General features: G+C 41.6%; 10 protein-coding genes. 3 read left to right on the plus strand and 7 right to left on the minus strand.

Going from position 1 to position 14,450, the window contains the following annotated elements; all coding sequences use genetic code 11:
• Positions 1-34: 34 nt before the first annotated feature.
• Positions 35-1,570 (minus strand): glycine--tRNA ligase, encoded by a 1,536-nt coding sequence (locus K8F54_RS08565; protein ID WP_290789541.1) that lies wholly within the window; start codon positions 1,568-1,570, stop codon positions 35-37.
• Between the two features lie 64 nt (positions 1,571-1,634).
• On the minus strand, positions 1,635-2,516 hold the full coding sequence (locus K8F54_RS08570; RefSeq protein ID WP_290789544.1) for a hypothetical protein: 882 nt from the start codon (positions 2,514-2,516) through the stop codon (positions 1,635-1,637).
• Between the two features lie 98 nt (positions 2,517-2,614).
• On the opposite strand from K8F54_RS08570, the gene K8F54_RS08575 reads away from it, so the two are divergent.
• Both K8F54_RS08575 and K8F54_RS08580 read left to right on the plus strand, forming a co-directional pair.
• Complete coding sequence (locus K8F54_RS08575) at positions 2,615-3,277, plus strand: phosphoribosyltransferase family protein (RefSeq protein ID WP_290789546.1); 663 nt, start codon at positions 2,615-2,617, stop codon at positions 3,275-3,277.
• Between the two features lie 67 nt (positions 3,278-3,344).
• Positions 3,345-4,949, plus strand: coding sequence for an Ig-like domain-containing protein (locus tag K8F54_RS08580; RefSeq protein ID WP_290789549.1), 1,605 nt, complete (start codon positions 3,345-3,347; stop codon positions 4,947-4,949).
• On the opposite strand, the gene K8F54_RS08585 is transcribed toward K8F54_RS08580, so the two are convergent.
• From K8F54_RS08585 to K8F54_RS08595, 3 genes are all read right to left on the minus strand, one after another.
• Positions 4,936-5,715, minus strand: coding sequence for an amidohydrolase (locus K8F54_RS08585; protein ID WP_290789552.1), 780 nt, complete (start codon positions 5,713-5,715; stop codon positions 4,936-4,938). The two genes, K8F54_RS08580 and K8F54_RS08585, sit on opposite strands and share 14 nt — an antisense overlap.
• Before the next feature lie 93 nt (positions 5,716-5,808).
• Entirely contained in the window at positions 5,809-8,040 is a 2,232-nt protein-coding gene (katG, locus tag K8F54_RS08590) for a catalase/peroxidase HPI (protein ID WP_290789555.1), read from the minus strand.
• 144 nt (positions 8,041-8,184) lie between these two features.
• Complete coding sequence (locus K8F54_RS08595; RefSeq protein WP_290789558.1) at positions 8,185-9,333, minus strand: methionine aminotransferase; 1,149 nt, start codon at positions 9,331-9,333, stop codon at positions 8,185-8,187.
• Positions 9,334-9,427: 94 nt separating this feature from the next.
• On the opposite strand from K8F54_RS08595, the gene K8F54_RS08600 reads away from it, so the two are divergent.
• Positions 9,428-11,677 carry a response regulator gene (locus tag K8F54_RS08600; protein WP_290789562.1) on the plus strand — a complete coding sequence of 750 codons (2,250 nt, stop codon included), beginning with the start codon at positions 9,428-9,430 and terminating at the stop codon, positions 11,675-11,677.
• Here K8F54_RS08600 and K8F54_RS08605 read toward each other — a convergent pair whose 3' ends face one another.
• Both K8F54_RS08605 and K8F54_RS08610 read right to left on the minus strand, forming a co-directional pair.
• The gene (locus tag K8F54_RS08605) at positions 11,678-12,424 is read right to left on the minus strand and encodes a succinate dehydrogenase/fumarate reductase iron-sulfur subunit (RefSeq protein WP_290789565.1); all 747 of its coding nucleotides are present in this window, start codon (positions 12,422-12,424) and stop codon (positions 11,678-11,680) included.
• A gap of 8 nt (positions 12,425-12,432) precedes the next feature.
• Positions 12,433-14,448, minus strand: a complete 2,016-nt coding sequence (locus K8F54_RS08610; RefSeq protein ID WP_290789568.1) for a fumarate reductase/succinate dehydrogenase flavoprotein subunit — start codon at positions 14,446-14,448, stop codon at positions 12,433-12,435.
• Positions 14,449-14,450 lie beyond the last annotated feature (2 nt).

Here is a 14,450-nt window from a genome sequence, read left to right on the forward strand (position 1 = left end):
CTCCGCTTTTATAGTATTATATTTTAAAAACCAGCTATTTAAGCCAGATTTTAAACGATATGCTTTCTTTTATTTTTTCAGAAACTTCCGAAATCCCAATTCGTTCTTGTTCCATAGTATCCCGGTAGCGAATGGTAACTGTATTATCCTCCTTTGTTTGATGGTCTACCGTAATACAAAACGGGGTCCCGGCTGCATCTTGACGTCGATAGCGTCGCCCTACTGCATCCTTTTCATCGTAACTAACATTGTAATCCCACTGTAAGTCATCGATGATCGTCTGTGCAATTTCCGGAAGGCCATCTTTTTTAACCAGGGGTAATACCGCCGCTTTTACCGGGGCAAGGATGGACGGGATTTTAAGCACTGTTCGGCTGCTGCCATCTTCCAAGGTTTCTTCTTGAAGGGCATTGCTCATTACGGCTAGAAACATTCTATCTAAACCAATGGATGTCTCGACTACATAAGGTGTGTAATTCTTATTCAATTCATGATCGAAGAATTGAAGTTTTTTACCGCTAAATTCTTCATGTGCCTTTAAATCGAAATCGGTTCGGGAATGAATCCCTTCTAATTCTTTAAATCCGAACGGAAAATTAAATTCAATATCGGCTGCAGCATTGGCATAGTGTGCTAGCTTCTCGTGATCATGGAAACGGTAATTCTCTTCACCCATTCCTAAGGAAAGGTGCCAATGCAACCGAGTTTCTTTCCAGTAATTGTACCATTTCATCTCCTCGCCAGGGCGTACAAAAAATTGCATTTCCATCTGTTCGAATTCTCGCATTCGGAAGATGAACTGGCGCGCCACTATTTCATTGCGGAATGCCTTCCCAGTTTGAGCAATTCCAAATGGAATTTTCATTCTCCCCGATTTCTGAACATTTAGAAAATTTACAAAGATTCCTTGGGCTGTTTCTGGACGAAGATACAAGTCCATAGCACTATCTGCCGAAGCACCCAATTTGGTGCCAAACATTAGGTTGAACTGTCGTACATCGGTCCAATTCTTACTTCCGGTATCGGGATCGGCAATTCCCAGTTCTTCGATCAGCGCCTTTACATCGGCCAAATTTTCTGTTTCCAAAGAACGCGCCATACGTTCCAAGACTTCGCGCTGTTCGGTTTTATACCGAATTACACGCTCGTTGGTAGCAACAAACTGGGCTTCATCGAAACTATCACCAAAGCGTTTCCGTGCTTTCTCAATTTCTTTTTCGGCTTTCTGATGCAATTTTTCGGCATAGTCCTCAATCAATACATCGGCGCGATAACGCTTTTTTGAATCTTTATTATCGATAAGCGGATCGTTAAATGCATCTACGTGACCTGAAGCTTTCCAAGTAGTTGGATGCATTAAAATAGCCGCATCGATTCCAACAATGTTTTGGTGCATGTTCACCATACTCTTCCACCAATACTCTCGTATGTTCTTTTTGAGCTCTACTCCGTTTTGACCGTAGTCGTATACAGCACTAAGTCCGTCGTAAATTTCACTAGACGCAAAAATGTATCCATACTCCTTTGCGTGCGATATTACCTTCTTGAATTGATCTTCGTTGTTTGCCATGGCGCAAAAATAAAAAAACCGCTACGATAACATCGCAGCGGTTTCACTTTTTTAAATCATTTTTTTACTTCAGCTCCATAGTGGTAGTTGCCACCTGTTTGCCTCCGTCAAAAACATTGATGGTATATCTTCCTTCAATAAGATCTTCTTCTTTGGCATCAACAAGCACACACACATCTAATTCTTCATTCTCATAGAACACTTTGGTACTAGTACTATAGTTAAGTGTCTTATCTTCTAACTGTAGTGTTGCCTTCGAACCCAAGAGGTTGTTTTTTGGATTGATAACCTGAATAAGCAAGGTTCTGTCTCCTTTTTCAGCAATTGGATTTGGTGTTAATGTGAAACAAGCTCTTACTTTATCGGCGCGACTAGAACGTTTGGTATCAACCACTTTTCCACTATTTCTGATAATAACTGCTTCACCGCGAAGATCAATCGCATTTACTACCGATCCTTTTTTAATGGTTTCGGCCATTGCGACGTTTTTCTGACTCACAGAATCTACCACTTTAATGGTATTGCTCAATACCACATTGGTACTGTCGCGCTCAAGCGCTAACATTTCGTTAGCTGCAATTAAACTATCTGCTCTTTTGAACAGCATCTTGCGCTCTATTTTCAATCTACCTACTTCGGCCTTGTAGCGCTCAATAAGACCAATATTCGCTTCCATTCCTTTGACAGAATCCAACAAACTTTCAATTCGTTCTCTGGCTGCCAACAAATCTTTGTCCTTTAACTGGTTGTCCTGAATAATCTCGTCATAATTGGTGATCAACTCCTCCAATTCGTTCTGAATTTCAGTTTTTTGCTTCTCTAGTCCGGTTACCGTATTTTTACTATCGTTGTAAAGTGTTACCGTATAAACCGCTAGTGCGATCAACAATGCGGAAAGTACTCCGATTAATATTTTAAATTTTGTACTGTTATTTTCTGTACTCATAATTAAAAGGTTATAATAGATTTAGAGTGCTAAAGTACTGCGAGAAAGTAGACGGAAACGTTTACAAAATGGTAAAAATTTAGAAAAATTATTAAATTATGTTAAATATCTTGTTTCCAAAGGTTTGTAATGGATGCCAAGAAGTGCTATTAAAGGAGGAGAAAACCCTCTGCACACAGTGTATACACGCACTCCCACTTGCCTGCCATCACCGAACCGGAAATGAGGCCATGAAAAAGATTTTTTATGGAAGATGCCAAATTGAATCTGCCACTGCCCTGCTTCAATTTCAGAAAAAGGGACTCACTCAGCATATATTGCACAATTTAAAATACAAAGGGCAAGAGGAGATTAGCGCGTTCTTTGGTCAATGGCTGGGTGCCGAATTAGCTGAAATTCCACGTTACCAACAAATCGAACTGGTAATTCCGGTTCCACTTCACAAACAAAGACTGAAAAAAAGAGGGTACAATCAGGTGGCCGGCTTCGGAAAAGAAATCGCTAAATCGTTGCATGTTCCTTATCGGGATGATGTCCTGATCAAAATTACCAAAACCAACTCGCAGGTTTTTAAAAAGCGTTTTACCCGCTTTGAAGTGGATGAACAATTTACAGTACAGCAGCTGGATGCCATACACAACAAACACATCCTTTTGGTGGATGACATTGTTACCACAGGAGCTACCTTGGAAAATTGCACCCTTCGCTTACTAAAAAATACCGATGCAAAAGTAAGCCTCGCGACCATAGCCATTGCCTAAAACTCACTAAAGAAATGATCCTTTAAATGGCGATTAGACTTCAAAAAATCTTACTACTTTTGCCTTTATGAAACACCGCCTGTTGTACATTCCAATTGCAATCCTGTTTTTGCTGTCTTTCGTGGATTGTGCCAAGAAAGGCACCCCTTCAGGAGGAAAAAAGGATTCTATCCCTCCGGTAATTGTAAAAAGTGTTCCCGAAAATTTCAGTATAAATTTCACCGATTCTGAAATACGAATCTATTTTGATGAATATATAAAACTGAAAAACCTTCAATCCAACCTTATAATTTCCCCACCGCTCAAGTATCCTCCCGTAATCACCCCCTTGAGCACTTCAAAATTTATCAAGATCAAAATTTCAGATACCTTACTGCCGAACACTACCTATTCCTTCAATTTTGGACAGAGTATAGTCGATAACAACGAAGAAAATGCATACGATTACTTTAAGTATGTTTTTTCAACCGGAACCTATATTGACAGTCTAAAACTTTCGGGCAATATTGCCGACGCCTTGCTGGCAAAACCGGAAAGCCCTACCACGATTTTACTGTACGAAGTAAACGAAACGTACAAAGATTCGATGGTCTTTTCGGAAAAACCCATGTACATTACTTCAACACGAGATACTACAAATACGTTCGAGCTTTCCAATTTAAAGGAGGGCAATTACAAACTGGTGGCATTAAAAGAAAAGAATAACGACTATACCTTTCAACCAAAAACCGATAAAATAGGGTTTGTAGAGCAGGTGATTACGCTTCCTACGGACAGTACCTATCAACTGACGCTGTTTAAAGAAAATCCTGCATATTCCATTACGCGGCCCAAACACGTATCTAAAAACCATATACTCTTTGGTTTTGAGGGGGATATAAAAGAATTATCCATCGATTTAAAATCGGAGGTTGCTGCCGAATTTGAATCGAGACTATTTCATGATCTGAAAACAGACACCCTACATTATTGGTTTAAACCAACCGTGGAAAACGACTCCCTGCTCTTCGTTGCTACCAATAAAGAGGTGACCGACAGCCTAAACCTACGGATACGAGATCTGTATAAAGATTCGCTTTCGGTGAGTGCCATTACCACCGGAGTAGTACTTCCAAGAGATACATTAAAACTGATCGCAAACACGCCTCTAGTGGCTATCGATGCAGAAAAAATCAAGATCATTGACAAGGATTCCGTACAAATTCCGGCTTCAGCACAACTAAACACCAAATATAATCTTGCCGAAATCGCCTTCCCCAAGACCGAAGAACAGGCCTACGTCATACAGCTACTTCCAGGTGCTTTAACCGATTTTTACGAGGCACAGAATGATTCCATACGGTTTGCTGTTAGGACGAAGGTCGCTTCAGATTATGGCACCCTTTCTCTTGCGGTAAATTCTGCCGATTCGATTCCAAAAATTGTACAACTGGTGAACCCTAAATTTAAAGTAATTTCAGAACAAATTCCTTCAGCAACCAATACGGTGTATTTTGATTATATCATTCCGGGAAATTATTATGTGCGGATTGTTTTGGATAAAAATCGAAATGGCATATGGGATACCGGTAATTTCTTAGCGAAACTACAGCCCGAAAAAATAATCTATTACCCCGTTCAATTGGAAATTTTAGCCAATTGGAGTCTTAATGAAACTTTTAATTTAGATTGAAGTGATCTCGGTCATTTAGGAACTGAAGGTGCTTTCGGTGAGTATCAATATGCTCCTTTTCTAACACCACCGTTTCAATAAGTTCCTTTTCAAAATTGGGCGTAGAAATGCAATTTCCCAGAACATCGTATACCGCAGAATGTCCTGTATATTCATGGCCGGTTCCATCCAGTCCCACTCGATTCACACCAATACAATAGCTCATATTTTCGATGGCGCGTGCCTTCAGCAACACATCCCAGGCGACGATTCGTTTTACCGGCCAATTGGCTACGTAAAGTAAGAGGTCGTAGTTCTCGGTATTGCGAGCCCAGACCGGAAAGCGAAGGTCATAGCAAATCAACGGGCAGATCTTAAATCCTTTGTAATCAACGATCAATCGTTGTGTTCCCGCCGTATAGGTCTTATCCTCACCGGCCAATGTAAAGGTGTGGCGCTTGTCATAGATCTTGTATGTTCCGTTGGGAAACACAAAAAAGAGGCGATTATAAAAAGTATTATTTTCTGAAATGATTATACTTCCCGTAATCGCAGCGTTATTTTTTTTCGCTTCGGAAATCATCCACTGTAGTGTCTCACCGTTGTCCTCTTCTGAAAGTTTTTCGGCATTCATGGTAAAACCGGTTGTAAACATTTCAGGAAGGACGATGAGATCTGTCTTTCCAGAAATATTTTTGATTTTTTCTGAAAACTGCGTGCGATTCGCCACAGGATTTTCCCAATGGAGATCTGCTTGTATAATGGTAACGGTAAGTGTTTTTTGCATAATTGTGTGGTCCAAATAATAATTAAATTCCTTAGCTCCGGTTAAAATACCTAAGCTAAGGAATTATTTTCGTTTTCAGTGGTACATCTGTCCCTACGCCAGATCGAATCGATCCAGCTCCATCACCTTAGCCCATGCAGCGACGAAGTCTTTTACAAATTGCTCCCGCGAATCATCACAGGCGTACACCTCAGCAATCGCCCTTAACTCAGAATTTGACCCAAAAATTAGATCTACACGAGTGCCCTTCCATTTCAGTTCACCTGTTTTACGGTCACGACCCTCAAATACATTTTGATCATCTGAAATCGCCTTCCAAGTCGTTCCCATATCGAGGAGGTTTAGAAAGAACTTATTATTTAGTTTTTCTGAATCCCTTGTAAAAACACCCTTTTTCGACTGATCGAAATTGGCTCCTAGTACACGCATTCCACCAACAAGTACTGTCATTTCGGGAATCGTAAGTGTCATAAGTTGTGCTTTGTCCACTAGCAATTCTTCCGCAGAAGCCTGCTGTCCTTTTTTCAGATAATTTCTGAATCCGTCTGCAACCGGTTCAAGAACCGCAAAGGATGCGACATCGGTCTGTTCCTGTGACGCATCTGTTCTACCGGGGGTAAACGGCACTTCTACATTGTGACCAGCATTTTTAGCGGCTTGCTCAACGGCGGCGCATCCTCCTAATACTATGAGGTCTGCCAAGGAAACTTTTTTACCCTTAGATTGAGCGCTATTAAATTCTTTCTGAATTCCTTCCAATACAGCCAAGGTTTTTAAAAGCTCAGCAGGGTTATTTACCTCCCAATGTTTCTGCGGACTTAAACGAATGCGAGCTCCATTGGCACCTCCGCGCTTGTCCGAGTCTCGATAGGTGGCTGCCGAAGCCCAAGCAGTTGTAACCAATTGGCTAATAGCAAGTTCTGAGTTAAGAATTGTGTGCTTTAAAGAAGCAATATCTTCATTGGTAACTAACGAATGAGAAACAGCCGGAATAGGATCCTGCCAAATAAGTTCTTCTGCGGGAACTTCGGGTCCCAAATAACGCGAAATTGGGCCCATATCCCTATGTGTCAATTTATACCAGGCTTTCGCAAAGGCATCTGCAAACTCAGTCGGATTTTCAAGAAAACGTCTCGAAATTGGCGCATAGATAGGATCCATTTTTAGTGCCATATCTGCCGTAGTCATCATAAGTGCTTGTGTCTTGCTAGCATCTCCGGCTCTCGGTGCGGTTCTCGCCTTGGAGGCGGCAGTAGGAGTCCATTGGTGTGCCCCGGCCGGACTCTTAGTCAGTTCCCAGTCGTAATCGAACAGCATTTTAAAATAATCGTGATCCCATTGAATCGGGTTTGGAGTCCAGGCACCTTCAATACCACTCGTAATTGTATCGTCTCCATGACCACTGCCAAATGTATTCTTCCATCCTAAACTCTGTTCTTCGATACCTGCTGCAGCCGGTTCTCTACCTACGTACTTGCCGGGGTCAGCAGCGCCATGCGCCTTTCCGAAAGTGTGTCCTCCGGCTATAAGCGCCACGGTTTCTTCGTCGTTCATCGCCATGCGACCAAATGTCTCCCGAATATCCTTAGCCGATGCAAGCGGATCGGGTTTGCCGTTTGGACCTTCAGGATTTACGTAGATAAGTCCCATTTGGACAGCACCCAGCGGATTTTCAAGTTCCCGATCGCCTGAATATCGCTTATCTCCAAGCCATTCTGTTTCTGAACCCCAATAGATATCTTGCTCAGGCTCCCAAACATCTTCACGTCCTCCGGCAAATCCGAAAGTATCAAAGCCCATAGACTCCAAGGCACAATTACCGGCGAGAATCAGTAAGTCTGCCCAAGAAATTTTCTTGCCGTATTTCTTCTTGATAGGCCATAACAACAGGCGTGCTTTGTCGAGGTTGCCGTTATCCGGCCAGCTGTTAAGTGGGGCAAATCGTTGACTCCCAGAGCCACCGCCTCCACGACCGTCACGTATGCGATAGGTGCCGGCGCTGTGCCAAGCCATACGTATAAACAGTGGTCCATAGTGACCGTAATCTGCCGGCCACCAGCCTTGAGAGTCTGTCATTAATTTGTAGAGATCCTTTTTTATAGCCTTCAAATCGAGGTTCTTGAATTCCTTGGCGTAGTTAAACCCGGGTTTCATAGGATCCGATTTGGAGGTATGTTGTCGGAGAATATTCAACTTCAACTGGTTGGGCCACCAATCGCTATTTGAAGTACCTCCACCAGCGGTTTTATTTTGAGTTCCACCCATAAATGGGCATTTGGCCATATCACCATTTTCATTCAAGTTGTAGCTGTTTGTATCGTCCATAATTTAAATTGTTTTTAGTTTAGTGTAAGTATTAGCCTAAAATTAATAAATTAAAACAGTGTATTCCAGCCGCTTCAATTGTATGTTGCAATTTAATTATCGATAAAACTGATAAGATGTAACTTTCTGTATTGCTTTTTTCGATTAAATCGTTCGCAGTATCTCGGCTGCTTCCTTTAGTGTCGCTTCCGTTTTGGCAAAACACACTCTTATGTGTTTAAAATCTTCGCCATTTGCGTTAAATACTGAAGTGGGAATGGTTGCTATCTTATGTCTTTTTGTAAGTCGTTCGGCAAAGGCAATATCACTTTCAGAAGAAATTTCAGAAAAATCCAACAACTGAAAATAAGTGCCCTTAGCGGGAATTATCCTAAATCTGGAGCCTTTTATCGCGTTGAGAAAGAAATCCCGTTTCTCTTGATAGAAAGCCGAAAGCTGAAGGTAGTGCTCAGGTTTTTGAAGGTAGGTCGTCAATGCCTTCTGAATGGGATGATTTACACAAAATACATTGTATTGATGCACCTTCTGAAACTCTTTCATAAGGATTTCTGGCGCAACACAATAGCCCATCTTCCACCCGGTATTGTGAAAGGTCTTTCCGAAAGAAGCGGTTATAAAGGTTCGTAGCGAAAGTGAGGTATATTTGGCAGCACTTTCATGCGGTAAACCATCAAAAATTATATGTTCGTACACCTCATCACTTATGACCAATAAATTGTGTTTTTCGGCTAATTGCTGTAGCTGAAGCATATCGTTTTCAGAAAAAACCATTCCGCTGGGGTTGTGGGGAGAATTTATAATGATCAGTTTTGTTTTTGGGCTAATCTTAGCACTTACTTCGCTCCAGTTGGGTTGATAGTTTGGCGCTTGCAATTGAATTGGAATTACAACTCCTCCAAACAATTGGATAGCAGGCGCATAACAATCATAGGCCGGTGTAAAGATGATGACTTCATCGCCTTTATTTACAACGGCCGCTATGGCTGTAAAGATGGCCTGTGTAGCACCCGCTGTAACGGTAATTTCCGAAATTGGATTGTACACTTTATTATATAGGGACTTCATCTTTTTTGAAATTTCCTCTCTTAATCCTATGTCCCCAGCCATGGGGGCATATTGATTGTATCCATCGCGCATGGCCTTAGCAACCAGGTCGATTAAGAGTGGATCACTCTGAAAATTAGGAAAACCCTGAGATAGATTTAGGGCTTTATAATCGGATGCCATTTTACTCATTACGGAAAATATTGAGGTAGTGATTGTTGGAAGTTTTGAATCTAAGATGTTGTGCATGATTGTAAGTTATTAATTGTCAAGCCCTAAATTGATTTTTTTATTGTTTTTGTAGGAAAAAACGTATATTGCCCTCCCCAAATGTACTTAACCAATGAAGAAATTTTTCTATTTCTTGTTGTTTTCTATGGTTATATTCCCCGCAAGCGGACAAAATTTCTTGTTCTCGCAGGGATTCGATGATTCAGAAAAATCAATTCAGAAAGAACGCTTTGAGCGTTTGATGGACTCTTCCAACCAACATTATAACAACGGTGATTATCGCAAAGATCTTGCTCTAAACTTTGAACTCTTGAAGCTAGCGCTGGAAATAGATGAGCCCTATTATAAACATAAGGGGTATCGCAATTTAGCCTATGACTATCTTGTTTTAGGCGACACTTTATTGGCGCAGGAGAGTTTCGAGAAATCGGAAAAACAAGCACATCTTTCCAAAAATGATACCGCCAAAGCCCAAACTTATATGGATCTGGCCAATATTTATTCGATTACTGGAAATAGTGCAGACCATGCTTTTGAATATCATGACAAATCCATCGAACTATTCGAAAAATTGAAAGATTCGAACGGGCTGGCAAAGGCGCATTACAACACTATTTTAACCGCGCTGGAGAATAAAGATTTTAAACGAGCCTATCTTCATATAATAAAGGCCAAAAAGTTTATTCCCTATGGAGATCCCGGTTACGAAGCCGGTTTGGAAAGCCTATTAGGACAGTACTATTTTCAGGTAAAAAAATTCGATATGGCCAATGCCTATTTCAAGAAGGCTATCAAAATTGCGGAAGAAAGTCAGCTAGTCTTGATATTGGAAGATGCGTATTACTATTACAGTGAAAATTTATTTGAGCAAAATAAATTTAAGGAGGCATATACCGCCCGAATGCAGTATGAGGAATTTCTAGCTGAAAATCAGCAAAAGATTATCTCTTCTGAGGTAGAAGCAGTTTCAGCCAATTTTCAGGTAGAAGAATACCGAAAAGATGTGGAAGAAGCCGAAATACAATACCAATTGCAGGCCGAAATAGTAAAGAATAAAAGTCGCTTAAATTCCTTCTTGATCATTGGATTTGCCATCTTCTTAATATTATTTGTCGCATTGTTTTTCGCATATCGCAACAGAAAGGATCTGGTATTAAAATTGAAAGAAAAAAACAAAGAATATTTAAAAGCCAAAGAAGAAAGTGAAAAGCTAGCCAAGGCCAAGAGCACCTTTTTTTCCACCATAAGTCATGAATTGCGAACCCCACTCTATGGTGTTATAGGATTAACAACCATCCTCCTGGAAGACAAATCGCTTAAAAGTCATTTAAAGGACCTCAAGTCTCTAAAATTTTCAGCCGACTATCTTTTGGCTCTGATCAACGATGTGTTACAAATTAACAAAATAGATTCAAACACCATCGAGAATGAGCAAACTACCTTTAGTCTGCGGGAGCTTATCAAAAAGATTGCTTCGTCCTTTGAGTATATGCGTATTCAAAATAGCAACGAAATTCACATTCATATCTCCGACTCGGTGCCCGAGCTTATTTACGGAAATTCGGTACGCCTGTCACAAATTTTAATGAACCTTATTGGTAACGCCTGTAAGTTTACTGAAGACGGTAACATATATATCATCGCTGAAACAACTAAGCAAACAACCGATAAGACGGGGATTAAATTTTATATTCGAGATACCGGGATAGGAATTCCCCACGAAAAGCAAGAGCGTATTTTTGAAGAATTCTCACAATTAGACAACCACAATTACAAATATCAAGGCACCGGATTAGGGCTTCCCATTGTTAAAAAATTGTTGCAATTAGACAACGCCAGCATTTCCCTAAAAAGTGAATCGGGGAAAGGGTCCATGTTTTCATTTATATTGGAATATGGCATTGTGGCTGAAAATCAAAAGGAAGTGGTTCCGGCCTTACTTGACACCAGCTTTTTAAAAGGCAAACGTATTCTAATTGTAGAGGATAACCGAATCAATCAAATAGTTACCAAGAAAATTATTGAAAAGAATAATATGAACTGCGTGATCGCAGAAAATGGTCAAATTGCTATTGACTATGCGAAAAAGGAAAGCTTTGACCTTATCTTGATGGATATTAATATGCCTATTGTCAACGGAATAACTGCCACGAAGGAAATTAGAACATTTAATACAACGACGCCTATCTTGGCGCTAACGGCTGTTGAAGTTGAAGAAATGCGTTATAGTATATTGGAATCGGGCATGAACGATATAATCGTAAAACCATACGATGTAACAAAATTTATTCAAACTATCTCCAAGAATTTGTCCGGAACTCCCCAGTACCAGAAAGGTAGCTTTAATTTGAAAGCTATTTAACTACCCCTTCAAGCTCGCACTCAAATACTCTCTGTTTAGCCGCGCAATATTTTCTAGGGAAATGCCTTTGGGACATTCAATTTCGCAGGCACCTGTATTGGTGCAATTTCCAAAGCCTTCCTTGTCCATTTGCTCCACCATATTTAGAACCCGCTCTGTCGCTTCAACACGCCCTTGTGGTAATAGCGCATACTGAGACACCTTAGCTCCTACAAACAACATGGCCGATGCGTTTTTACAAGCGGCTACACAGGCCCCACATCCAATACAGGTAGCAGAATCCATAGCCTCATCTGCAGCATACTTCGGAATTGGGATTGCGTTGGCATCCTGCGTATTTCCGGAAGTATTTACCGAAATAAACCCTCCAGCCTGCTGAATTCGTTCGAACGAACTTCTATCAACAACTAAGTCCTTAATGACCGGAAATGCCTTTGCTCTAAAAGGTTCTATTGTGATGGTATCACCATCCTTGAACATCCGCATATGAAGTTGACAGGTTGTAACTCCCCTATCCGGACCGTGTGGCTCCCCATTGATCTGCATAGAACACATACCACAAATTCCTTCTCTACAGTCGTGATCAAAGGCCACCGGTTCTTCATTCGAATTGACCAACTGTTCGTTAAGGACATCCATCATTTCCAAAAAAGACATATGTTCCGAAATATCGGTCACCTTATAAACGACCATTTTACCCTTCGTCTCAGCGTCTTTCTGTCTCCAAATTTTTAATGTAAGATTCATACTGTCTTCTATTTATACGAACGTTGTTTTAACTCAATATCTTTAAATTCTAGATCCTCTTTGTGTAGCACCGCCGCTCCCGGATCTCCTTTGTACTCCCAAGCAGCCACGAAAGCATAATCAACATCGTTCCGTTTGGCTTCTCCCTTTTGCTCCCCGTCCAATTCGACCGATTCTTCCCTGAAATGTCCACCACAGGATTCTTCCCGCATCAGTGCATCTTTTGCAAACAATTCACCTAGCTCTAAGAAATCGGCCACACGACCTGCTTTTTCCAATTCGGGGTTCATTTCATTCGACGATCCGGGCACTTTTACATTTTTCCAAAAATCCTCACGTAAGGCTTTGATCTCGGCCATGGCTTCGGTCAATCCTTTAGCGTTTCTAGCCATTCCAACCTTATCCCACATGATCTTACCTAGTTTTTTATGGTAATAATCTACAGAGTGTTCTCCTTTATTATTGACGAAGAAATTGATTTTATCCGTAACCTCTTTTTCCGCAGCATCAAATTCGGGTGTATTGGTAGGTATCTTTCCGGTTCTAATATCATTCGCCAGATAATCCCCAATGGTATACGGCAAGACAAAATAGCCATCGGCCAAACCTTGCATAAGCGCCGAAGCCCCTAGCCGGTTAGCTCCGTGATCCGAGAAATTAGCTTCGCCAATACAATACAGGCCATCGACCGTTGTCATTAGGTTGTAGTCCACCCAAACGCCTCCCATGGTGTAATGGGTCGCCGGATAAATCATCATAGGTGTCTTATACGGGTTTTCATCTACGATCTTCTCGTACATTTGGAAAAGGTTTCCATACTTTTCTTCCACGACCGCCTCACCGAGTTCTGTGATTTTTGTTTCGGAAGGGTTTTCAATATGATGCAACTTTGCCTGTTCCGTACCGTAGCGCTGAATGGCCGATGTAAAGTCCAAATACACCGCTTCCCCTGTGGCATTCACTCCGAAGCCAGCATCACAACGTTCTTTGGCGGCTCTGGAAGCCACATCACGAGGCACCAGATTCCCGAATGCTGGATAGCGACGCTCGAGATAATAATCGCGATCTTCTTCGAGTATCTGAGTGGGTTTCAACGTTCCTTCACGGATCGCCAATACATCCTCCATTTTCTTCGGAACCCAAATACGCCCGTCATTCCGAAGCGATTCAGACATCAAGGTCAATTTAGACTGATAATCTCCCGAACGCGGGATACAGGTTGGGTGAATTTGTGTATAACACGGATTGGCAAAAAAGGCGCCTTTCTTGTGAATTTTCCAGGCAGCAGTGGCGTTAGAGCCCATGGCATTGGTCGATAAGAAATAGACATTCCCATACCCTCCTGAAGCGATTACCACGGCATGCGCCGAATGACGTTCAATCTCACCAGTAACCAAATTTCGGGCTATGATTCCTCTTGCCTTGCCGTTGATCTTTACTACATCGAGCATTTCATGTCGATTGTACATCTTTATCTTACCACGCGCAATTTGACGATTCATCGCCGAATACGCCCCTAACAACAGCTGTTGTCCGGTTTGTCCTTTGGCGTAAAAAGTTCGGGAAACCAAGACGCCTCCAAAGGAACGGTTGTCTAACAAACCTCCATAATCGCGTGCAAACGGCACGCCTTGTGCCACACATTGATCGATAATATTTGCCGACACCTCGGCCAATCGATACACATTGGCTTCACGAGAACGATAGTCTCCTCCTTTCACGGTATCGTAAAAAAGGCGGTAAGTAGAGTCTCCATCACCCTGATAATTCTTTGCGGCATTGATACCACCCTGAGCAGCAATAGAATGTGCCCTTCTTGGTGAATCCTGATAACAATATGCCTTTACGTTATAGCCTAGCTCGGCTAAGGTAGCAGCAGCACTTCCCCCTGCAAGACCTGTGCCCACCACGATTATATCTATGTTTCGCTTATTGGCAGGATTGACCAGATTGATCTTATTTTTATAATTTGTCCACTTATCGGCTAAGGGTCCTTTAGGTATTTTAGAATCTAATATCGACATAG

The sequence above is a fragment of the Altibacter sp. genome (assembly GCF_019913785.1).
Taxonomy (GTDB): domain Bacteria; phylum Bacteroidota; class Bacteroidia; order Flavobacteriales; family Flavobacteriaceae; genus Altibacter.